The 21,272-nt window shown below is 59.5% G+C and carries 18 protein-coding genes; 6 read left to right on the forward strand and 12 right to left on the reverse strand.

What is annotated here, in order from left to right:
* The first annotated feature begins 49 nt into the window (after nucleotides 1-49).
* Entirely contained in the window at nucleotides 50-724 is a 675-nt protein-coding gene (gene radC, locus D9N14_RS12955) for a RadC family protein (RefSeq protein ID WP_290580304.1), read from the forward strand.
* Here radC and D9N14_RS22680 read toward each other — a convergent pair.
* Both D9N14_RS22680 and D9N14_RS12970 read right to left on the reverse strand, forming a co-directional pair.
* Nucleotides 632-3,133, reverse strand: a complete 2,502-nt coding sequence (locus D9N14_RS22680) for a flavin-containing monooxygenase (RefSeq protein WP_317622619.1) — start codon at nucleotides 3,131-3,133, stop codon at nucleotides 632-634. The two genes, radC and D9N14_RS22680, sit on opposite strands and share 93 nt — an antisense overlap.
* Entirely contained in the window at nucleotides 3,126-4,772 is a 1,647-nt protein-coding gene (locus tag D9N14_RS12970; protein WP_290580306.1) for a GMC family oxidoreductase, read from the reverse strand. Before D9N14_RS12970 ends, D9N14_RS22680 begins: the two co-directional genes overlap by 8 nt.
* 274 nt (nucleotides 4,773-5,046) lie before the next feature.
* On the opposite strand from D9N14_RS12970, the gene rpmB reads away from it, so the two are divergent.
* The 3 genes from rpmB to D9N14_RS12985 all read left to right on the forward strand — a co-directional run bounded on the left by rpmB (nucleotide 5,047) and on the right by D9N14_RS12985 (nucleotide 6,842).
* Nucleotides 5,047-5,283: a 50S ribosomal protein L28 gene (gene rpmB / locus D9N14_RS12975; protein WP_290580308.1), complete on the forward strand. Its 237-nt coding sequence runs from the start codon at nucleotides 5,047-5,049 to the stop codon at nucleotides 5,281-5,283.
* Nucleotides 5,284-5,295: 12 nt separating this feature from the next.
* On the forward strand, nucleotides 5,296-5,451 hold the full coding sequence (gene rpmG / locus D9N14_RS12980; protein ID WP_156870890.1) for a 50S ribosomal protein L33: 156 nt from the start codon (nucleotides 5,296-5,298) through the stop codon (nucleotides 5,449-5,451).
* 176 nt (nucleotides 5,452-5,627) lie between these two features.
* Nucleotides 5,628-6,842, forward strand: a complete 1,215-nt coding sequence (locus D9N14_RS12985; protein ID WP_290580313.1) for an EAL and HDOD domain-containing protein — start codon at nucleotides 5,628-5,630, stop codon at nucleotides 6,840-6,842.
* Between the two features lie 22 nt (nucleotides 6,843-6,864).
* Here D9N14_RS12985 and D9N14_RS12990 read toward each other — a convergent pair whose 3' ends face one another.
* The 7 genes from D9N14_RS12990 to D9N14_RS13020 all read right to left on the reverse strand — a co-directional run bounded on the left by D9N14_RS12990 (nucleotide 6,865) and on the right by D9N14_RS13020 (nucleotide 17,186).
* Complete coding sequence (locus D9N14_RS12990; protein WP_290580315.1) at nucleotides 6,865-8,931, reverse strand: fibronectin type III domain-containing protein; 2,067 nt, start codon at nucleotides 8,929-8,931, stop codon at nucleotides 6,865-6,867.
* Nucleotides 8,932-9,190: 259 nt separating this feature from the next.
* Nucleotides 9,191-10,516, reverse strand: a complete 1,326-nt coding sequence (locus tag D9N14_RS12995) for an HD domain-containing phosphohydrolase (protein ID WP_290580317.1) — start codon at nucleotides 10,514-10,516, stop codon at nucleotides 9,191-9,193.
* A 1-nt stretch (nucleotide 10,517) separates the two neighbouring features.
* Nucleotides 10,518-12,359, reverse strand: coding sequence for an ATP-binding protein (locus D9N14_RS13000; protein ID WP_290580319.1), 1,842 nt, complete (start codon nucleotides 12,357-12,359; stop codon nucleotides 10,518-10,520).
* Nucleotides 12,360-12,362: 3 nt separating this feature from the next.
* Nucleotides 12,363-13,433, reverse strand: a complete 1,071-nt coding sequence (locus D9N14_RS13005) for a response regulator (protein WP_290580321.1) — start codon at nucleotides 13,431-13,433, stop codon at nucleotides 12,363-12,365.
* Complete coding sequence (locus D9N14_RS13010) at nucleotides 13,430-14,269, reverse strand: HDOD domain-containing protein (protein ID WP_290580323.1); 840 nt, start codon at nucleotides 14,267-14,269, stop codon at nucleotides 13,430-13,432. The genes D9N14_RS13005 and D9N14_RS13010 overlap by 4 nt, the downstream gene beginning before the upstream one ends.
* Nucleotides 14,262-15,089 (reverse strand): response regulator, encoded by an 828-nt coding sequence (locus tag D9N14_RS13015; protein ID WP_290580325.1) that lies wholly within the window; start codon nucleotides 15,087-15,089, stop codon nucleotides 14,262-14,264. The genes D9N14_RS13010 and D9N14_RS13015 overlap by 8 nt, the downstream gene beginning before the upstream one ends.
* A gap of 81 nt (nucleotides 15,090-15,170) precedes the next feature.
* Complete coding sequence (locus D9N14_RS13020) at nucleotides 15,171-17,186, reverse strand: hydantoinase/oxoprolinase family protein (RefSeq protein WP_290580327.1); 2,016 nt, start codon at nucleotides 17,184-17,186, stop codon at nucleotides 15,171-15,173.
* A 149-nt stretch (nucleotides 17,187-17,335) separates the two neighbouring features.
* Between D9N14_RS13020 and mutM the strand changes: the two genes are divergently transcribed.
* Together mutM and D9N14_RS13030 are read left to right on the forward strand one after the other, a co-directional pair.
* The gene (mutM, locus tag D9N14_RS13025) at nucleotides 17,336-18,148 is read left to right on the forward strand and encodes a bifunctional DNA-formamidopyrimidine glycosylase/DNA-(apurinic or apyrimidinic site) lyase (protein ID WP_290580329.1); all 813 of its coding nucleotides are present in this window, start codon (nucleotides 17,336-17,338) and stop codon (nucleotides 18,146-18,148) included.
* 168 nt (nucleotides 18,149-18,316) lie between these two features.
* Complete coding sequence (locus tag D9N14_RS13030) at nucleotides 18,317-18,652, forward strand: hypothetical protein (RefSeq protein WP_290580331.1); 336 nt, start codon at nucleotides 18,317-18,319, stop codon at nucleotides 18,650-18,652.
* Nucleotides 18,653-18,717: 65 nt separating this feature from the next.
* On the opposite strand, the gene D9N14_RS13035 is transcribed toward D9N14_RS13030, so the two are convergent.
* From D9N14_RS13035 to D9N14_RS13045, 3 genes are all read right to left on the reverse strand, one after another.
* Nucleotides 18,718-19,296: a hypothetical protein gene (locus D9N14_RS13035; protein ID WP_290580333.1), complete on the reverse strand. Its 579-nt coding sequence runs from the start codon at nucleotides 19,294-19,296 to the stop codon at nucleotides 18,718-18,720.
* Nucleotides 19,297-19,298: 2 nt separating this feature from the next.
* Nucleotides 19,299-20,000, reverse strand: a complete 702-nt coding sequence (locus D9N14_RS13040) for an AHH domain-containing protein (RefSeq protein ID WP_290580335.1) — start codon at nucleotides 19,998-20,000, stop codon at nucleotides 19,299-19,301.
* Between the two features lie 140 nt (nucleotides 20,001-20,140).
* A complete protein-coding gene (locus tag D9N14_RS13045; protein WP_290580337.1) occupies nucleotides 20,141-21,244 on the reverse strand; it encodes a pilin in 1,104 nt (367 codons plus the stop codon).
* Between the last annotated feature and the right edge of the window lie 28 nt (nucleotides 21,245-21,272).

A 21,272-nucleotide genomic window follows, 5' to 3' on the forward strand; every position in this document is an offset into this window, starting at 1 on the left:
TTTTCGGTGCCAACGTCTATCTGTCAAAGTCTGGACAGGAAACAGCACCATGGCAATAACCGATTGGCCTGTGGAGGAGCGCCCGCGGGAGAAGATGCTGGCACGGGGTGGGGATGCCCTCACCGACAGCGAGTTGCTGGCGATCTTTCTGCGCACCGGGGTGCAGGGCAAAAGTGCGGTGGAACTGGCGCGGGACATCCTTGGGCATTTTGGCGGACTGCGCCAGGCCATGGAGGCCACACCAGAGCAATTCAGTGAGATCCACGGCATGGGCACCGCCAAGTGGGCGCAGTTGCAGGCCTGCCTGGAGTTGGGGCGGCGCTATCTGGAGGCGACCCTGGACCGGGGCGAGGCCTTCACCAGTCCGGCCCTGACCCGACGTTTTTTACAGGCTCGGCTGCGGGCCTATCACCACGAAGTGTTCGCCTGCCTGTTCCTGGACAACCAGAACCGCCTGATCCGGTTTGAGGAGTTGTTCAGCGGCACCATCGACGGGGCCTCCGTCTATCCGCGGGAGGTGGTGAAACGGGTGCTGGCGCTGAATGCGGCGGCGGTGATCTTTGCCCACAATCATCCCAGTGGTGTGGCGGAGCCCAGCCCGGCTGATCGCAGTATCACCCTGCGACTGCAATCAGCCCTGGACCTGGTGGACGTGCGGGTGCTGGATCACTTCATCGTCGGGGACGGTGAAGTGGTCTCCATGGCGGAGCGGGGTCTGCTGTGAGGCGTCCACGCGCTGGCGGGCGAACCGGGCCAGTACCTGGATCGCCTTGCGGGCCGAGCGCAACCGGCTCGCAGCCAGTTGGAAGTCATGCCAGCGCCGGTGATAGATCTCCAGGGTAGCGGCGCCGCCGTCGGCCCTGACCTTGTCCGTCAGGCGGGTGGCGTCTGCCAACAGAATTTCATCTTCCCCCACCTGCACCATCATCGGTGGCAAGCTGCCCAGATCCTCATCCAAAAGGGAACGTCCTGGGAACCGGCCCTCATAGTGTTGAACGCTGGTGCGCAGCCACTCCTCCCGTAGCATGGGCTCATCGAGGGCTTTGCTGTAGTGGGTGGCGCCCCTCAGGCTGTTGTCCACAAAAGGGGACACCAGCAGCAAGCCCGCCGGCGGTGGCTGGCCTTCCTGCTTCAACTGCAATGCCAAAGCCAGGGCCAGGCCGGCACCGGCGGAATCACCCGCTAACACGATGTCGGCGGGGCGATACCCCTTTCGCTGCAGCAGTTGATAGGCGGCCCGGGCATCGTCCAGGGCGGCCGGGTAGGGGTGCTCCGGGGCGAGCCGATAGTCCGGCACCCACACGTCCATGCCGGCGGCGGCAGCCAGATGGCTGGTGAGGCTGCGGCAGGTGGCGGGACTGCCCACGCAGTAGGCGCCGCCGTGCAGGAACAGGATCACACCCTGGGCCCCGTTGGCTTTGGGGGCGAGGATCTCCCCCTGCAGGCCGTTCTCCTGGAACGCATAGCAGAGTGCCTTGCGGCTGCCGGGGACGGCCGCAGCCAGCAGGTTGCTCCAACGGCGCTGGAATGCCACGCTGAACCGGGGCCGCATGAAGGATTTGAACCCGAGCCGTAAAAACCCGCGCAGCAGGCTGGCCCTGACGGCTTCCATCCGGCCCGGCTCCAGCAGCAGCGGAGCTGGGTGGTCTGCTGCCGGTCGCTCAAAGCGATAACCTTCCAGGGCACGATGCGCGGTGAAGTAGCGATAGCGCAGGGTGCTGCCGGGCCAATTCACACTGTTGTGGCCGTTGGCGTCCACATACCAGCTTTTGCACCCGTTCCAGACGGTGAGCCGCAACAGTTGCTGAATCCGCTGGTTGAAGCGGCGGAACTGGGTGGTGTCCACCTCCATGTGGGCCACCTGATGATCGCGCATAAAGGTTAGGCAGCGCATGACATGGGCGATCTGGCTTTCCAGCATGTAGATAATGGAATTGTGGCCCAGGTTGGTGTTGGGACCATAGAGCATGAAGAAATTGGGAAATCCCGGCAAGGTGATGCCCAGATAGGCCTCGGCCCCCCGTTGCCAGGCGTCGTTCAGGTTCACACCCTGCCGGCCGGTGATCTGCATGGGGGTGAGGAATTCGGTGGCGGCAAAGCCGGTGCCGTAGATCATCACGTCCGCTTCCTGGGTACGGCCATCGGCGGTTTCCACTCCCGTGGTGGTGATGCGGGAGATGGGGGTGGTGATCAGTTCCACATTGTCCCGTTGCAGGGCTTCCAGGTAGTTGTTGGTAAGCAGGATGCGCTTGCAGCCCACCGGATAATCCGGCACCAGCTGCTCCCGCAGGGTCGGGTTTTTCACCTGTTTTTTCAGCAGCCGCAGAAACGGCCATTTCACCATGGGGGTCATCAGCCAGCCAAACCGACTGAAGGCCAGGCTGCGGGATTCGAAGTTCAGGTAAATCTGCAGACGATAGAGCTTGGTGAGCCAGGGGAAGCGCGCCATCATGCGCAGTTCCAATGGGGAGTAGGGGCGGTCCTTGCGTTCCATGATGTAATTGGGGCTGCGCTGGAATACCGCCACCTGCTGCGCCTGTTGCGCCACTTCGGGAACAAACTGTACCGCCGAGGCGCCGGTGCCCACCACCGCCACGGTTTTTCCTGTCAGGTCCAATTCCGGGTCCCATTGGGCGGAGTGAAAGCGTTTGCCCTGAAACAGATCGATACCCGGAATATCGGGCAGGGCCGGACGGCTCAACTGGCCGGTGGCGGTGATCAGATAGCGGCAGCTGAGGGTGGTCCCGCCTTTCAATTGCACCTGCCAGCGGTTCCGGGTTTCATCGTAGCGCGCCTGCTCCACTTCGCTGCCAAAGCGGATCAGGCGCCGCACATCGTATTTGTCGGCACAATGGTTCAGGTAGTCCAGGATCTCCGGCTGGGGCGCGAAGACGTGGCTCCAGCGGGGATTGGGCTCGAAGGAAAAGGAATACAGGTGGGAGGGGACATCGCAGGCGGCGCCGGGGTAGCGGTTGTCCCGCCAGGTGCCCCCCAGCTCCGTGGCCTTTTCCAGCAGCGTGATATGGCGAAAACCGGCCTGCTGTAACCGGATCGCCATGCCAATGCCGGCAAATCCGGTGCCGATGATGATGACGTCGTGCTGGTCCCTGTCGGTCGGCTGAGTGTCAGGCATGGGCCACCTCCTGATCCGGAGCGGCCCCCTCCGCCATGGCGGCCACCCGGCTGGTGCCGCGGATCAGGTCCACCGCCTTTTCGGCGATCATGATGGCCGGGGCATTGGTGTTGCCCCCGATCAGGGTGGGCATGATGGAGGCGTCCACCACCCGCAAGCCTTCGATGCCCCGTACTTTCAATTCCGGGTCCACCACCGCCATATCGTCCACTCCCATCTTGCAGGAGCCCGCCGGGTGGTACACGGTGTCCACCCGCTGCCGCAGGATGGCGCGGATGTCGTCGTCGCTGTGGACGTCGGCGGTGAAGGGGTCTTCGCTGATCCAGCGGCTGATGGCGGGTGCGTTCATCAGCCGGCGGGTCATCTTGTACGCTTCCACCATGTCCTCCAGGTCCTGGGGATCGGCCAGGAAGGCCGGGTCGATCATGGGCGGCTGTTCGGGATCTTTGCTGAGCAGGCCCACGCTGCCCTTGCTGCGGGGGCGCAACAGGCACACATGGCAGGAGAAGCCCTGCACGTAGTGGCGTTTGCGGCCGTGGTCGTCCACCAGGCCGGTCACCAGGTGCAGTTGAATGTCCGGCGCATCCAGCTTCTTGTCGGTTTTGAGGAAGGCGCCGGCTTCAGCGAAGTTGGAAGTCCACAGGCCGCGGCGTTCCTTGCGATAGTGCTTGATTGCTTGCAGCAGCCGTACGACCCCGCCAAAGGTGAAGCCGAAGGTGTCCATGCTGTTGGTGTGATAGCCAAAGATGAAATCCGGATGATCCTGCAGGTTCTTGCCCACACCGGGCAGATGATGCACCAGGGGAATGTCGTGGCGGGACAGCTCCCCCTGGTCACCCACCCCGGACAACAGCAGCAGCTGGGGGGACTGGAAGGCGCCGGCACTCAGGATCACCTCTTTGCGTGCATACAGGGTGCGGACCTTGCCCCGCTGCTTGATCTCCAGGCCCTTGGCCCGCTTGCCCTCGAACAGGATACGCAGCACCTGGGTATGGGTTTCCACCGTCAGGTTGGGACGCTCCAGGTGGGGCAGCAGGAAGGCCCGGGCACTGCTCCAGCGCTCGCCGTGCTTCTGGGTCACCTGATAGACCCCGACCCCTTCCTGCTCGGCGCCGTTGAAGTCGTCGGTGATGGGGAAGTCGCATTCCACGGCGGCTTGCTTGAAATAGTCGTGGAAGGGGCTGCCGGTACGCAGGTCGCTGACCCAGAGCGGCCCGTTACGGCCGTGGTACTCGTCGTCGATGCGCTCATTGTGTTCGCTGAGGCGGAAGTAGGGCAGTACTTCATCATAGGACCAGCCGGTATTGCCCAGGCTGGCCCATTCGTCGTAATCCCGGCGATGCCCGCGGATATAGACCATGGCGTTGATGGCCGAGGAGCCGCCCAGGGTCTTGCCCCGGGGCTGATAACCCAGGCGACCGTTCATGCCCGGTTGGGGGACAGTGTCGAAGGCCCAGTTGTTGATGCTGGTGGGGCCCATCATCACCAGGCCTGCCGGGATGTTGATCAGGGGGCTGGTGCCGTCACCACCCGCCTCCAGCAGACACAGGCTGATGTTGGGGTCCTCGGTCAGCCTGCCTGCCATGACACAGCCCGATGAGCCGCCGCCCACCACCAGATAGTCGAACCAGTCGCTCATTGTCCCTTCTCCTTATTATTGCTCGGGATCGTTTCTCTCTGTGCTTCAATCTCTGTGATTCAAAGTGTAGAACGAAACTCCGGAGCCGGGCACTGGCCGTATCTGACAATCACCCTGAACAAAACGGGGTTAAGTGTGCCAATCTGGCCGATTTGAAAGGATTTGTTGCTTTTGACCAGGGGGTTTGGTATAAAGCAGCCCCCCGAATCAGGGTAACAGTTTTGAATTAGATAGGTTGTGTCGGACGCCGATATAGCCGATTTGGAGACGAGTAATGGCTAAGGTTTGTCAGGTGACCGGTAAGCGTCCGATCACTGGGAATAACGTTTCACACGCAAACAACAAAACCAAGCGCCGTTTTGAACCCAACCTGCACCACCATCGCTTTTGGGTTGAGAGCGAGAAGCGCTTCGTGAGACTGCGCGTATCTTCCAAAGGTATGCGTATCATCGACAAAAAGGGTATCGAAACGGTTCTGACCGAACTGCGTGCCCGCGGCGAGAAAGTGTAAGGAGTCAGGATCATGCGTGACAAAATTCGATTGGTTTCCAGTGCCGGTACCGGTTACTTCTACACCACCACCAAAAACAAGCGCACCATGCCTGAAAAAATGGAGATCAAAAAGTTTGATCCCGTTGTTCGCAAGCATGTGATGTTCAAGGAAGCTAAAATCAAGTAATTGATTTTTAAGCGGATTTGAAAAAAGCCGGGCTGTGGATAGTAGCCCGGCTTTTTTGTGCCCAATGGTTTCCCTTCGCAGATTAGGTGACCGGCGGGTTCTTTCGAGTTTACCTTTGGCGGCTTTCTGCCACACTTAAAGTGGATGAAATTTGACCGGTTACAGGAAGAGCCTGCATGAAAATATACCTGGCCCGCCAGCCAGTGTTCGATCGCAACCTTAATGCCGTGGCCTACGAATTGCTGTTTCGCAACGGCAATGTGGGGGCTGCAGTCATTGATGACCCCACCACCGCCACCATGCAGGTCATGGTGAATGCATTCTCGGAAATCGGCCTGGAACAGATCACCTGTGGCAAGCCCGCCCTGGTGAACATCACCCATGACATTCTGGTGCGCGGGGATCTGCCCAAGGGCCTGCAATCACTGTTGATTCCGGAAGTGCTGGAAGATGTGGTGGTGGACGGCAACGTTATCCAGGAGGTCAAGAATCTGGTGGACCTGGGTTACAAGGTGGCCCTGGATGATTTCGTGTATTCCGATGCCTGGCGCCCCCTGATCGGCCTGGCCCATTACATCAAGCTGGATGTGATGGCCCTGGGGGTGAACGGGGTCAAGGAGCAGCTGGCCCGACTGCGTGCCTGCGGCAACGTCAAGGGCAAGCTGCTGGCAGAGAAGGTGGAGACCCACGAAGAATATGAGTTGTACCGCGCCTTGGGGTTTGATTACTTCCAGGGTTACTTCATCAGCAAACCCCACGTGATGTCAGGACAGTCGGTGCCGGCTTCCCATCATGTGCTGCAGTCGCTGCTGGTGGAAGTGAGCAAGGACGATTATGACGTGGATAAGGTGGCCGGCATCATCGCTCAGGACCCCCGTCTTTCCTACAAGTTGATGCGGGTGGTGAACTCTGCCTCATTCGGGCTTTCCCGCACGGTGAAATCCATCGAGGACACCATTGTCCTGTTGGGCGCCTATGAGCTGAAGCGCTGGGCGGGCATGCTGGCGTTTTCGGTGGTGGACTCCAAACCCAATGAGCTGCTGGTGACCGCGATACTGCGGGCCAAGATGTGTGAACTGCTGGCCCAGCGTCTGAAGCGACCCCAGCCCGGCAGCTATTTTACCGCCGGTTTGCTGTCGCTGCTGGATGCGCTGCTGGATCGCTCCCTGGAGGATATTCTGCGCCAGATGCCGTTGTCGGCGGAACTGGAAATGGCCCTGCTGACCGGCAGTGGGGATATCGGCCAGGTGCTGTCCAGTGTGAATGCCTATGAAGAGGCGCGGCTTGATCCGTTGCAGGACATGGATATGGATGTGGGGGAATTGGGCGGATTTTATCTGGAAGCGTTGCAATGGGCTGAGGTGGCCCGCAACAGTATGCTCGGGGCCTGATGACCCCGAGCGTGGGTAGCGTCTAGCGAAGGTCGATGGTGATTTCTTCGCTGGCCAGGCTCACCAGTCCGTTGTTGTCGACACTGTTCAGCGTAATGCGATAGCGACCGGTTTCCAGATCGTCGATTTCGTGGAACGTGGTGGCACCGCCGTCCACGTCAACCGTGCCAGAGCTGCCGGTGGTGGCGTTGGTCCAGAGGATGCGATACCCGGCCAGTTCGCTGGCGCGCAGTTGAGAGCCATCCGCACGGGATGTGGGAGCGACCCAGCTGACCGTAATGGAGTGTGAATCCGGCACTACCGTTTGCGCCACAACGCTCAGGGTGATCTGGTCTTCAGCGGTCAGGCCATTCGCGTCCTGCACCCGTGCTGTCAGGGTGTGTTCACCGATGGACAACGTGGTGAGATTGCCCACAGTGCCGTCCAGAGAACTGTACCAGCTGACCTGTCCACTGAGATCGCCGTCTTCCACATCAAACGCATTGGCTTTCAACAGCAGAGCGGTGCCTTCCTCTACCACGTGTCCTGAGGCAGGAGACTGGATGGTGACGGTGGGCGCGTTGTTGTTGCTGGCTTCTTCCACAGCAGACAGTTTGATGGAGGTTTTCGTCACCTCACCGTCACTGTCATAGACGGCGGCATAGAGGGTGTGTTCGCCGGCGGACAGGGCGGTAGTGGCATCGATTTGACCATCCACAGAACTGTACCAGAACACCTTGTTGCTGATGTCGCCGTCTTCGTTATCGATAGCCGTTGCTTTCAGGGTCAATGGGCTGCCAGCCGTTACCGAACTGCCATGGGTGGGGAATACGATGCTCAGGCTCGGCGCGGAGTTTTCCAGGATTTCACTGATGCTGACCGTAATGGTGTCTTGCGCGGTGAGGGCTCCGGAATCAGAAACCAATGCAGTGATGATGTGAGTGCCCGCGCTCAGGCTGGTGTTGGACTGGATGCGGCCATCGAGGGATGAGGTCCATACCACTGTGGCACCCAGATCGCCATCCTCAGCATCGCTGGCCGTGGCTTTTAAACTCAACACCTGCTCGGTGGTGAAGGTGCTTTGATTGGCCGGGGAAGTAATGGCGAGGCTGGGAGGCGTGTTGGCTTTCTCCACCACGGACAATTTGATGGAGGTTTTCGTCACTTCCCCATCACGGTCGTACACGGCCGCGTACAACGTGTGTTCGCCGATAGACAGAACCGGTGTTGAGGTGATTTTGCCGTCGCGGGAGCTGTACCAGAACACATTGTTGCTGATGTCGCCGTCTTCCTTATCCATGGCGTTTGCCTGCAGGGATACGGGGCCCCCTGCTTCAATGGTGCTGCCATTGGTCGGCGCAACAATGCTGAGGGAAGGCGCTGTGTTCTGCACTGGTTCGGTCACATTCACAGTGATGGTGTCCCGGGTGGTCAGGGCTCCGGAATCAGAAACCGACGCAGTGATGATGTGGGTGCCTGCAGTCAGGCTGGTGTTGGCCTGGATGCGGCCATCGAGGGATGAGGTCCATACCACTGTGGCGCCCAGATCACCATCTTCCGCATCACTGGCCGTGGCTTGCAAACTCAACACCTGCTCGGTGGTGAAGGCGCTTTGATGGGCCGGGGACGTAATGGCAAGGTTGGGCGCCGTGTTGGGCTTTTCGATCACGGACAGTTTGATGGAGGTTTTTGCCACTTCGCCGTCGCTGTCGTACACAGCGGCGTGCAACGTGTGTTCACCGATTGACAGAACCGGTGTTGAGGTGATTTTGCCGTCGCGGGAGCTGTACCAGAACACCTTGCTGCTGAGGTCGCCATCTTCTTTATCCATGGCGCTGGCACGCAAATTCAGTGTGGTGCCGGCGGTAATTGTGCTGCCGGTTGCCGGCGACAGGACTGCCAGCACCGGCGCGGTGTTGGTCTCGGTATTGGCCGCGGTATTAGTCACGGTATTAGCATCGGTATTGGAACAGTAGTTGGCGTCATAGGTGTTCTGCGCCCAGCGTTTCAGCTGGCCGTCAGCGGTACAGGGATTTCTGGCTGCCAGGGCCAGGCTCGGGGCGGATAAGGACAGGATACATCCCACAAAAATTGCACTGCGAAAATTCATTATAAAATCTACCTGAAAAACTGCTGGTAAAGAGTACAGGGGCAAGTGTAGGTAGGGTGACAGGGTGTTGATAGGGTAAAAAAAGGTGGATTCTCCAGTTTGTGAAGCGCCGCCATGCGGGTTGTGACCGCTTCACACCGGGTTTTGTGATCTTAATTGTGTTTGGTCAGTAAACCAGCATTTTGCCAATATTCATTAGTGCATTCCTGCGCTTCCCCACAGCGTTTTTAGCACTTAACAAACTTTGTTTTTCAAGGGATTAGGTCACATTTTGTTTGATGGACACGTTCAGCTTGGTGTTGAAACTGGTTTCGAATTGTTTCAGCTTGCTGATGTGCGCTTCCGACAAAGTACGGCCGGCCACCAGCATCACCATGCCATGTTGGTTGATCAGGTCCTGGCTCAGCACCATGCCGGGTTCCAGTTTGTCCAGCGTCAATACCACTTCTTTATCATTGGCCAGCAGTTGGCGCACCGCATCAATGGTGTGATCGAAGGCGGTCACCACTTCCGGGTCGTAGCGTTTTCCGGCTTCCTGTTTGATGAACTCATGGGCTTGCGCGTCCGCCAGTGCCTTGCCCAGAAAATTGGTGGGCAGCAGCAGATTGTCGTAGTCGTTGGCCACCGCCACAATGCGTGCCCCCAAGGGGATATCGCTACCGGAAAGGTGGTCGGGGAAACCCTTACCGTCAAAGCGTTCGTGATGATGGCGGACGATGGCGGCGGCTTCCCGCATCGGGTCAAAGGAGAGCAATGCGCTTTCCCCCAGGATGCTGTGCTGTCGGTAACGCTTGATCTCAAGCTGTGTGAAACTGTCCGGTGCTTTGGCGCGGATGGACTGCTCCAGGCCCAGTTTGCCGATGTCGTGCAGCAGGGCGCCCACGAATATCTGGCGCAAGTCCCGGTCTGGCAAGCCCATGGTTTCACCGATCAGTTTGGCGATGTTGGCCACACGAGTGGAATGATTTTTTTTGTGGCGCTCGTTCATTTCGATCAGGTGGCTCAACAAGGGTACCGATTGGTAGTAGCTTTCCTGCAACTCTTGATACGCCATATCCAACTGCTGAGCGGTTTGCTCCAGTTCAGCGGTGCGATTCTGGATAATGCTCTCCTGGTTTTCGGTCAGGCGCTGCAGTTCAGCCCGCTGTTGTTCCTTGATCTCCACCAGTTGGCGGTTGTGTTCCCGCAGGCGTTTGACTTCCAATGCTTCGCGCACCTTGGACACCAGCTGCTCATCATCCCAGGGTTTGGATGCGTAGTGGGAAATGCGGCCATCGTTGATGGCGCGGATGGTGGACTCGATGTCGGCGTAGCCGGTCAACAGGATGCGAGCCATGTCGGGCCAGCGATCTGCGCAGCAGGCCAGCAGGGCGGCACCGTCCATGCCCGGCATGCGCATGTCGGATACGATGACGTCCATGGCGGCTTCTTCCAGAATCACCAGCGCAGCGTCGGCATTGGCGGCAGTGGATACGTCGAAGTCCTCTTCTTCAAACAGGCGCTCCAGGCTCGACAGAATATGAGGTTCGTCGTCCACAATCAGGATTCGGCCGGAGGCGGGCGTTACGGCGTCTTCGGTGGTCATATTAAGCGGCCTGCTCTTTGTTGGAATTGCGGGAAATGGGCAGTATGATCGTGAAGGTGGTGCCAACACCGGGGGTGGAATCCACCGTCAGGTCGCCATGGTGCTTCTTGATGATGCCGTAAGAGAGTGAGAGCCCCAGCCCGGTGCCTTTGCCAACCTCTTTGGTGGTGAAGAACGGGTCGAATATTTTGCCGATGACCTCATCGGGAATGCCGCAGCCATCGTCCTGTACTTCAATCATCACTTTGTTGTTTTTGACCGCGGTCCGGATGATGATGTTGCCGTTCTGTTCCATGGCGTGGGCGGCGTTCACCAGCAGGTTCATGATCACCTGGTTGATCTGCGATGGCACGCACTCCACATTGGGCAGTTCACCGTATTCCTTGTGTACCTCTGCCTTGTATTTGATTTCGTTCCAGACGATGTTGAGCGTGCTGTCGATACCGGCGTGCAGGTCGGCCCACTGCCACTCGGCTTCATCAATGCGAGAGAAATCCTTCAGGTCCTGAACGATCTGTTTGACCCGCACCACGCCCTCCATGGATTCATCGATCACTGCTGCCATATTGCGTTTCAGTGAATCGTATTTCTGGGCTTTTTTCTCCTGTTGCAAACGGGTTTGGGCCTCGGTATCGGAATGTTCGGTAATGATTTCATCCAGCGTGGCGATCAGGGTCATGGCGCGCTCTGCGTATTTCTTCAACATGGTGAGGTTGGAATTGATGAAGCCCACCGGGTTATTGATCTCGTGGGCAACGCCGGCTGCCAGCTGCCCGAGGGAGGCCAGTTTCTCCTGCTGGATCAGCTGGTTTTGTGCTTCTTCCAGCTGTTCGTTCATTTCCTGGATTTCCTGGTTCTTGCTGAGTAATTGGGCCTGAAACTCGATCCGTCCCATGATTTCCTCAGTCAGGTCGCTGTTGATGGCGGTTAACTCGTTGGCCCGTTCCACCGCGAGGGTGGCCAGCTTGCGAATTGAACGTCGGGCCAAAACAAACTGCACACAGAATGACAGGGTGAACACCACGCTGAAAGAGATCAGAATCCATTTCAGGATGCTGGCGCTTTGCAGTGCGTCCAGGGTGCTCTGGATACCCACTTTGATGTGGGTTTTGCCCAGCTGGGATGCGCTGGTGTGTAGGGTCAGGTCCTGTTGGTGGGTGTTGTATTCATGCTCTGCCTGCTGGCCCAGTTGATCAATGATTTCCACATGGGCGTGTTGATCCAGTTCCGGCGTGGCGATGACCTGGGATAGCAGAATGCCGGACATAACGGTAATGGGTGGGGCAGTGGGGTCGAGGCTGAAATGCTGCTCGTGCACAACAAAGTGCTGGTCACTGTCGGGTCGGGTCCAGTTGACATAACCGGATGGGACGGGGGAAAACGCCGCCCGGCTGCTGGCCTCGCGCAATGCTGCCAGCAGTTGTTCTGAATCGTCCAGACCGCTCTTGATGTAGTGGGTTTGTTTGTAGTCGAGTACGGCAAGAAACGCAGTGCGTGAATGGGTTTGCAGCAGTCGTGCGGCGAAACTTTCAAACTCCTCCGCGCTGACATGGGTGGAGGCTTCTATAAATCCCTGAATGGCGTTGGTGTTCTGGGCCTGCGCCGCCAGGTTGCTGGCCACCTCATTGTGAAAGGCGCGTTCGTGGGTTTCGATGATGCTGGATTCCACATGCTGTTCCCATTGCTTGGCGGCATAGAGGGCAAGGCCGGTCATGACAATACCGGCGAACACGATGAACAGCAGCGGTGTGTAGCTGTCCAGCCGTTTGCCCAGGGTGGGGTCGTTGGTGTCCGCCATCATCTGGGCCATCAGAATCATTTGGTCGGTGGCGTGCCGTTCCATGGGCTACTCCAGTTCGCGAATCAGGTTGTCCAGGGTCTCCGGGTCCCGGGTGAGCAGGTCCACGATGTCGGGGTCCACCAGGTGATGGCTGTGGTCCTGCAGCGCACTGCGCACGCGAGACACGCGGTCTTCCGGGTATTGGGCCAGCGTTTCCATAATCAGCCTGGCGGCCGTGAAAATGCGGGCCTCGATGGGAATGCTGTCACCCTTGACTTTGTTGGGCAGTCCGCTGCCGTCGTAATGCTCCTCGCAATACAGGCAAATATTGTGAGTTTGCTTCAGCAGGGGAATCTCGGATTGTTTGAACAGATCACTGCCCATCTTGGTGTGGGAGGACAGGATCACCAACTGATCCCGGGTCAGGCCTTCCGCCGGTGCTTCCCGCAGTTTTTCCGGCAGCGCCAGCATGCCGATGTTATGAAGCTGGCTGGACAACGACAGGTTTTCCGCCTGCTCCTCCGGCAGGTCGCACAGCCAGCCGATGGCCGCGGCACAGAGCCCCAGTCGGTGTGGGTCAATGCGGTTGATGCTCTGGTTGAACTGGGTGAGCCGTGCCACCCGCCCGATCATTTCCCGATAGGCCCGGGCATTGGCTTTTTCGGTGGCTTTGAGTTTTTCATGGGCCTGCTGCAATTGCTGGGTGCGCTGATTGACCCGCTCTTCCAGGGACTGATTGAACGCGTTCAAATCCTGCTGAAAATGACTGATGCGCAGCAGTGAGGCGATGCGGGTCTCCAGTTCCACCGGATCAATGGGCTTGTTGATGAAATCGTCGGCGCCCAGGTAGATGGACTTGCGACGGGTGGTGGAATCGTTGAAGGCAGTCATTACACACACCGGCGGTTTGGGTTTCATGCGCAGGTCCGAGAACCGCTCCAGAAAGCCGAAGCCATCCATTATCGGCATTTTGATGTCCAGCAGGATCAGATCCACCGGGTGGCTTTGCAGCTGGTCCAGTGCCTCCTGGCCGTTGCCGGCTTCGATGAATTCAATATCGTAATCTTCAAACAGGCGCAGTATGGCATTACGGTTATTGATTTCATCGTCCACCAGAAGAATGTGGCTGGTACTCATGGGGCAACCTCCTGTTGCAGGGCGACCAGATCGGCGTTACCGGACAATGCTTCCTGCAGTTGTGGCAACAGGGCTTCACTGTCCAGGTCGGGATACATCTCGCTCAGACAAACCTCGAACGAATTTTGGCTGTCATCACCGGGCGAGGGGTAATTCAGGGCCTGGGCCAGGCCGTGGGCGCAGCGCACCAGTTTCAGTTCGTGCGGGTACGAATCCGCTTCGGCACGGTCCTTGAGCGCATTGGCGATGCAGTGCTGAAATACCTCAGGCAGCCGCCACTTGCGGGCAATGATGGCGCCGGCCTCGCTGAAGATCGACAACAGCTGGCCACGATCCGGTGCGGAGTCCGTGGCCATGTATTCCTCGAACAGTTCCGGCAGCTCTGACAGCAGGACCTGTTTGCCCAGTTCGTGCAGCAGTCCCAGTGCATAGGCCTGGCCGGATTCCACCGGTGGGCTCAGCTGTTTGGCCAGGGTTCCGGCAATCACCGCCGAGGCCAGGGTATGGCTGCGCAGCTGGGTGCTCCAGCGGGGGTGTGGGCCATGGCCACTGGCCTGGTCCAGGGCGGTGGCGTAGATGATGTTGCGCAACTGGTCGAACCCCAATAAGACACAGGCATCCCGCACGCTCTTGATGCGGCCCGACATACCATAGAACGGGGAGTTGGCGATCTTCAGAATGGTGGCAGAGGTGTTGGCATCGGAGAGGATGATGGATTCCAGATCGCTGGCCTGGTTGTTCTCACTCTGGATGGCCTGCAACAGCTCCATCATCACCGGATTGAGGGGTTGGATGCGGTTGATTTTTTCCAGCAGGGCGGCGTCGAATTCAGTCATGGCGGGTGGCTCCGGTACTGGGAGCAGCGATCAGCAGAGTGCCCACATGGCGTACGCTGTCCCCCAGTTGAAAGACGTTGAAACGATGGTCATTGAGGTCAAAATGAAGGTGTTGGGTTGCGGCGGCGGCCAGCTGCGCGGGCAGCGATTCCCACTCACCGCGAAAGGCCAGGGTCGTGGGCAGGCCCAGCAGGCTGGTGTTGGCGTCGGCGAAACGCCGGCGGGCGGCCTGGTTTTCCAACACGATGGTGTCGGCATCGTCCAGGCCGATCACTGCGTAGGGGAAATGTTCCATGGCTTCCTGGTAGACCCGCAGGGACGCAATGTGGAGCTGCAGATTGCGGGTCTTTTCTTCCACCAGCTGTTCCAGGTTGCTGTTCAGCTCCGCCAGCTTGTGGTTAGTGGCCTGCAGTTCGGCGTTCAGCAGCCGGTTTTGATTGGACAGCTCGTAGTAGTCGAAGGCTTCGCTGATGGCTTTCAGCAGCAGATCGTCTTCCCAGGGCTTGGTGAGGAACTTGAAGATGGAGCCTTCGTTGATCGCCTGGGTAATGGTGCCCAGCTCGGAATAGCCACTCAGAATCAAACGCACCACGTTTTCGTGTTTGAGTTTGACCTGTTTGAGGAATTCGGTGCCCGTCATGTTGGGCATGCGTTGGTCCGACAATACGACACCGATTTCCGGGTTGGCATCCATGATGGCCAGGCCTTCCTCACCCCCGCTGGCCCGGTATACGGTCATGTCGTCCTGCTCTTCCAGCAGGCGTTCCAATGCATTCAGAATATTCGGCTCATCGTCCACGATGAGAATGTGGCGTTCCATGATGCGACGTCCGTGTTCGGCGTTTTTGGGTAGATTCTTTAACTCTAGCAAAAACTGAAAACATCGCCGCCGCAGTATTAATTAATCCAGGGTCTGCTCCAGCCGCAGGTTGCCCCAATGGTCCAGGTGTGCCCGCCAGCCCCGCTGCACCAGGGTGGTGGAGATGGTTTCCGCCACCAGAGCGGGACCGGCCAGTGGTTGCGACACGGCCAGATCCTCCCGCCAATAGACGGGGATGGGGTCGCTGTGGCCAGCCAGCCGGGCGCGACTGCGGGGGGCGGCAGCAGTGGTCCGGGTGAGAGTGGGTAAGGCCTGCACCAGCGGGGCAGCCTGCACCCGGCAGCGCACGTTCACCAGCTCCAGCGGGATGGACAGGCGATGCCCGTAGCGCTGTTCATGTTGCTGGTGAAAACTGGCTTCCAAGGCTGCCCTGTCCCCCTGCCAGTCCACATTCAGGTAAAAGCGCTGGCCCTGATAGCGGATGTCCAGGGAGCGCTCCACCGTGAGTGCCTCCGCGGCAACCCCTTCCGCTGCGAGGGCGGCCACGCCCTGTTGTTGCAGGCGGTTAAAATGATCGTCCAGCTGGTGCTGGGTGAGGGCGCGCAGCGGTGTTTGCACACCGTGGGACAGCTGGCGGGATTGCGGGGCCACCACCATGCCCAGAGCAGACAGGACGCCCCCCTGATTGGGCACAATGGCGTGTTTCATTTCCAGTGCCTGGGCCAGGGCGCACACGTGAAGACCCCCGGCGCCACCGAAACAGCACAGATGAAAGTCGTCGAGATGGTGGCCCCGCTCGATGGAGATCACCCGCAGGGCGCGCACCATATGTTCATTGGCGATGTCGATGATGCCCTGGGCGGTGTGTTCCCTGGTCAGCCCCAGGGGGCGGGCCAGGGTGTCCACCGCCTGTTGTGCGGCGTTCAGGTCCAGTTGCATATTGCCGCCCAGAAAGTATTCCGGTTGCAGGCGCCCCAGCACCGCATTGGCGTCGGTCACCGTAGGCTGACTGCCGCCCTTGCCGTAACAGGCCGGCCCCGGTGCGGCGCCGGCGGATTCCGGCCCCACCTGGAGCAGTCCCCCGGCATCCACATACGCGATGGAACCACCGCCGGCGCCGATGGTATGCATATCCACCTGAGGTACTGCCACCGGCCAGGGGCCGATGCGGCCTTCACTGGTCAACTGAATGCCGCCGTCAATTAATGCCACGTCGGTGGAGGTGCCACCCATGTCAAAGGTGAGCAGTTTGCCCAGCCCGGTTTGGCGGGCGATGAACTGCGCGGCCGCCAGGCCACCGGCCGGCCCCGACAACAACATGTCCACGGCCCGCTGCCCGGCCCGGGTGGCGTCCATGGTGCCGCCGGTGGACTGCATCACCGACAGTGGGCAGGGGGCGACGCCCGCCTGCAGTCGCTGCAGGTAATGGCTGACTTTGGGCCCCAGGCTGGCGTTCAGCCAGGTGGCGATGCCGCGTTCGTATTCGCCGGCTTCGGCCAGTACCTGATGGGACGCGCTGACAAACCAGTCCGGCGCCAGGGCCTGTTGGATGGCCTGTTCCGGTGCCGGATTGAGGAACGAAAACAGCAGGTTGATGGCCACGGCTTCCACCCCGGCCACACGCAGCTGCTCACGCAAGGCGGCCAGGTCATCGGCGCTGGGGGCATCCAGTTGGGTGCCGTTGCGATCCACGCGTCCGGGCAATTCGAAACACCGGTCGGCGGGCACCGGAATGGGTTGTGCCGTGGGTTGCAGGTTATACAGTTCGCGCCGGGTCTGGCGGCCGATGGTGAGCAAATCCTTGAAGCCAATGTTGGTGACCAGGGCGGTTTTCACGCCCTTGCCTTCCAGGGCTGCATTGGTGGCCACGGTGGAGCCGTGAATCACCGTGAGGGCACCGCTGCGTACAATTTCGTCCAGCCCCAGTTCCTGAATCCCCTGCAGGATGGCCCGCTCCGGTGAGTCCGGGGTGGACAGTACCTTGTGAATGCGCAGGGCTCCGTCCTGCAACAGAACAAAATCGGTAAAGGTGCCGCCGGTGTCGACCCCCAGAATCGCGACCTGCGGGAGGGTGCCGGGATGGGATGGCTGGGTCATAGGCATCAAACACTGGAGTGGTGGTCAGTTGAGGAAAGCGCCAGTGTACCGCAATGGCAGCCAAAGGTTGAAGAAGGCCGCTGCACACCGATACACTGGCCGCACTTTAGACCTGATACCTCACCTTGGATCGTGACATCGAAGTAGTTATGCCAGAATTACCCGAAGTGGAAACCACCCGCCGTGGCATCGAGCCCCATATCGTCGGCAAGCGCGTCAAGGCATTGCACGTTCGCCAGCCCAGGCTGCGTTGGCCCGTACCGCCCTCCATTCATGAGGCGGAAGGCAAAAAACTGAAAACGGTGGAGCGGCGGGGCAAGTACCTGCTGTTCCGTTTCAGCAGCGGCACCATCATTGCCCATCTGGGTATGTCCGGCAGCATGCGCATTACGGCACCGGGTGAGCCCCCCATGTTTCACGATCATGTGGATCTGGAGTGCAGCGACGGCACCACCCTGCGCTACTGCGACCCGCGCCGGTTCGGTGCCTGGCTCTGGACCCGGGAGGACCCGCTGCAACATGAGCTGATTGTGAAGCTGGGGCCGGAGCCCCTCACGGACGCCTTTAATGTGGATTACCTGGTGGCCAGGGCCAAAGGCCGCAAAAGCAGTGTCAAAACCTTCATCATGGACAGCCATGTGGTGGTGGGGGTGGGGAACATCTACGCCAATGAGGCCCTGTTCATGGCCGGGATTCACCCCAAGCGGGCGGCGGGGCGGGTCAGCCGGGCGCGCTATGAAAAGCTGGTGGCAGCCATCAAGGCGGTGCTGGCGGCCTCCATTGAAATGGGAGGCACCACGTTGCGGGATTTTGTGGGCGGTGACGGCAAGCCCGGCTATTTCAAGCAGACCCTGCGGGTCTATGGCCGCGGGGGGCAGCCCTGCCTGGCCTGCAAAACCCCGTTGACCGAAATTCGATTGGGGCAACGCTCTACCGTTTTCTGCAAACTGTGCCAGACTTAAACTACGCTGGCGCTGGCAAAATGACCGCGAAAAGTTGATCCAGTACAAAATCCACTGGAAAAAGGTGGCTCTGTGGGCGCCAAAAGTGGATCGTTTCCCATTTAGGGAATACACTAGAATAAAGCACTTAGGTGGCTACCTTCGAGAAAATTATAAAGAGGAAAGATTATGCGCAGCCTGAAGAGCACTTTTAGATCCGTGATGGTGGCCCTGTCCATGGCCCTGTTTGCGGCGGCACCGGCAGTATCCCAGGCGCAAACGGTGACGGATCGGCCCAGTGGTCTGGAAATGACCGGTGATGTGCTGTTGGTGCGTCCCCTGACCCTAGTGGCCACGGTCATCGGGACTGGCCTGTTTGTGGTGTCTCTGCCGTTCTCTGCTTTGGGCGGAAACGTGGGTGAAGCCGGCGATACGCTGGTGGTGACCCCGTTCAGGAGCACCTTCCTGCGCTGCCTGGGTTGTTCTGAGAAACATTTGTCCGTGGCCGAGCGCACCGGCGAATAATCCCGCCCTCGAAGGACACGTAAAAGCCCTGCTTCTTCACCGGAGGCAGGGCTTTTTATTGGCTGTTATTCCTCAAACACCTCAATCAGATTCGTATCGAACACCACACCACTCAACTCACAGGATTCCACCACCGCTTTCAGGCGATCGGTGCAGAACAGTGAGGCGGCGTTCTGCAGGCGGGATTTGAAGATGACCTCCTGCTCCACGCTGGCCTGAAACTCCAGGTGGTTCAACCCCAACTCCATCCCATCGGCCTGGTCAAAGGCACAGGCCGCTTTATCTTCCTCGCCAAAGCGCAGGCAATTGAAGATCTGAAAGGTTTCCCCCGCCACGGTGACCGGCAGGAACTCCCCGTAAGGCTGTAAGAGTTCCCCCAGCAGGCGGTGTGCCTTGGGGGACAGCACCAGGGTGGCATACAGCCACAGGCTGAGGTCGGGGATCTCACCCCTGGGTTTGTCCTCAATGGGGGCAAAGCGGGTGTCCGGGGTTTGCCACCAGGCCTGCAGGGAAGCATTGCGTTGGCTGAACTGCACCACATCGTCGAAATCGACGTCGTCCGGCACAAAGGGGAACAGATCCGTAAGCTGCAAATCCAGCTGTTGAAAACCGTAATAGTCGATGCGGATGGCGTAAACCGTCATGTTCAGGAGCCTATGGCGATCTTCGGTTCGTTGTCTTGCAGGATGCGGCCAATGATCTGCAGCTGGGTTTTGATCGCATCCATGTTGCGCAGCAGTGTAACCTTTTGCGACACCCAACGCTCGTACTCGTGGGTGTGGTAGGTGAGGTGGCCGCGGGAGGCAGGCATGGACCAATGGGGGGTGGCGGCATCCTTGGCCACCAGATAGACCCCGTTGGCGGGGTCATTGATGCGAATGCCGTGAATGTGCAGGTGCATGCGGGTCTGGTTGTTCACCACCGGCAGCTTGCCCTTGCCCGGTACAATGTGGTGGGCGGTGTGTTCCGGACTGGGTTTGGGCACCCCTTCGGCGCGCATGAATTTTTCCAGGGTTTCGGTGGGGTGGTGTTCCTCCGCGCTCAGCAGGCTGATGGCTTCCATGCGTTGCTTGCCGGAGCCCTCAGTGGCCTCTTTGCCTTTGGCGCGATAGGCCGCCAGTTGGCCCTGCACGTCCGCCATCACCTGCAGGTGGCCCCGCTCCCGCTCCAGGTGGGCCTTGGCCTTGCCCAGGGCGGTTTGGCGTTGCTCCTGGGTCAGCCCGGTATCCCGTTCCGCTGCGTAGTAGGATTCTGCCATCTCACTGTAGCGTTCCAGCATGCGCTCGAACGGAGACAGCTCGTGGCTGTGGGGAGTGATCCGTACGCCGTTGTGGTATTCCAGTTTCATAGTGATCCCAAATTGCCCTGATGCTTTTTTAAGCATTGTTAACCCGGGCTCCGGGTTCACACAAGGGGGAATTGGCTCACCATAATGTGAAAATTCCCCTTGTCAGTGATGGACCCCGTGTTCCAGCGTGCTTTCTTTGCTCAGGGGCGGCACTCCGGGGGGCGGTACTTGGATACCAGGGTGCCGCCGGTGCAGTCCCAGATGAACTGGTCGTCCTGCAGGTAGGGCACCAGGGTCAGGGTTTCCCCGGCGATCACCGATACGCCGTCGTCGAAGGTGATGGTGATGACGGCGTTTTCGGTCATCACCCAGCTGCTGTAGGTGAACTGACCCACCTCTTCGAGCCCCATGTCGATGGCACTGTTGGGGACGAAGTCGGTACGCTGGATAAAGTCCTCCACCTCCAGCTCGATGTCTTCCGCTTCCAGCAGGGTCTGGTTGACCTGGGCGCGAACGGTGTAATCCTGGTAGGCAGGAATGGCAATCGCCGCCAAAATGCCCACCACCATAACCATCAGGAACAGACCCACGATCAACCACACCCAGGCACTGGAGCCGGATTTGTGGCCGTGTTTCTCATCCCATTTCTCGCGGCTGGTGCAGAGAAACACCACGAATTCCACCAGGGAAACCAGGCTGGGGATCAGGGTCCAGCTGAACAGCAGATAGAAAATGCCCCACCACTGGCCCAGATAGAAACGGTGGATACCCCAGGAGCCGGTGGGCAGAAACGCCAGCAGGGCAGCCACTTCACGGCTGCGGCCCAGGGTGGGCAGCTTGCGTTTGCAATGGGGGCAGACCCGGGCCAGGCGGGGCGCTTCACCACCGCAATGGCTGCAATAGCGGATTTCGTCGGGATGCAGGTGATCGTCCGCCGGGGCGGCGTAGGGGGTGGTGTCTGGGGTGGTGTCGGGGTCGGCATCCTGCTCGGTATCGGCAGCCGGTTCCACCTGCGGCGCCGGGGCGGTGGCCATGGGCTCCAATTGAGGCTCCGGCGGAGTGGCCAATGCAGGTTCCGCCTGCAGTTCCACCACGGCACCGGATTTCTCCAGCGCAGCCCGGTAGCGCTCTCCGGTGGCTTCATCCACCCCGCCCTTGACCTTGTTCGGCGTTCCCTGCAGCAATGCCTGCGCCTTTTCCTGGGGCAGTTTCATCAGATTGGCCAGGCGGGCGGCCACGGCGGTGCGGTCCTGGCCGGGTTGGATGGCGCCGGTCAGGATCACGTTGTAGCGAGGTTCAGACATGGAGTTCCCTTAATGAAATGACAGATCA

It is taken from the genome of Ketobacter sp., assembly GCF_003671495.1.
Lineage (GTDB): Bacteria > Pseudomonadota > Gammaproteobacteria > Pseudomonadales > Ketobacteraceae > Ketobacter.

Bases quoted from the DNA above. Each gene is read 5' to 3' on its own strand.
- radC (WP_290580304.1), top strand. From the start codon at position 50: ATGGCAATAACCGATTGGCCTGTGGAGGAGCGCCCGCGGGAGAAGATG.
- D9N14_RS22680 (WP_317622619.1), bottom strand. From the start codon at position 3,133: ATGCCTGACACTCAGCCGACCGACAGGGACCAGCACGACGTCATCATC.
- D9N14_RS12970 (WP_290580306.1), bottom strand. From the start codon at position 4,772: ATGAGCGACTGGTTCGACTATCTGGTGGTGGGCGGCGGCTCATCGGGC.
- rpmB (WP_290580308.1), top strand. From the start codon at position 5,047: ATGGCTAAGGTTTGTCAGGTGACCGGTAAGCGTCCGATCACTGGGAAT.
- rpmG (WP_156870890.1), top strand. From the start codon at position 5,296: ATGCGTGACAAAATTCGATTGGTTTCCAGTGCCGGTACCGGTTACTTC.
- D9N14_RS12985 (WP_290580313.1), top strand. From the start codon at position 5,628: ATGAAAATATACCTGGCCCGCCAGCCAGTGTTCGATCGCAACCTTAAT.
- D9N14_RS12990 (WP_290580315.1), bottom strand. From the start codon at position 8,931: ATGAATTTTCGCAGTGCAATTTTTGTGGGATGTATCCTGTCCTTATCC.
- D9N14_RS12995 (WP_290580317.1), bottom strand. From the start codon at position 10,516: ATGACCACCGAAGACGCCGTAACGCCCGCCTCCGGCCGAATCCTGATT.
- D9N14_RS13000 (WP_290580319.1), bottom strand. From the start codon at position 12,359: ATGGAACGGCACGCCACCGACCAAATGATTCTGATGGCCCAGATGATG.
- D9N14_RS13005 (WP_290580321.1), bottom strand. From the start codon at position 13,433: ATGAGTACCAGCCACATTCTTCTGGTGGACGATGAAATCAATAACCGT.
- D9N14_RS13010 (WP_290580323.1), bottom strand. From the start codon at position 14,269: ATGACTGAATTCGACGCCGCCCTGCTGGAAAAAATCAACCGCATCCAA.
- D9N14_RS13015 (WP_290580325.1), bottom strand. From the start codon at position 15,089: ATGGAACGCCACATTCTCATCGTGGACGATGAGCCGAATATTCTGAAT.
- D9N14_RS13020 (WP_290580327.1), bottom strand. From the start codon at position 17,186: ATGACCCAGCCATCCCATCCCGGCACCCTCCCGCAGGTCGCGATTCTG.
- mutM (WP_290580329.1), top strand. From the start codon at position 17,336: ATGCCAGAATTACCCGAAGTGGAAACCACCCGCCGTGGCATCGAGCCC.
- D9N14_RS13030 (WP_290580331.1), top strand. From the start codon at position 18,317: ATGCGCAGCCTGAAGAGCACTTTTAGATCCGTGATGGTGGCCCTGTCC.
- D9N14_RS13035 (WP_290580333.1), bottom strand. From the start codon at position 19,296: ATGACGGTTTACGCCATCCGCATCGACTATTACGGTTTTCAACAGCTG.
- D9N14_RS13040 (WP_290580335.1), bottom strand. From the start codon at position 20,000: ATGAAACTGGAATACCACAACGGCGTACGGATCACTCCCCACAGCCAC.
- D9N14_RS13045 (WP_290580337.1), bottom strand. From the start codon at position 21,244: ATGTCTGAACCTCGCTACAACGTGATCCTGACCGGCGCCATCCAACCC.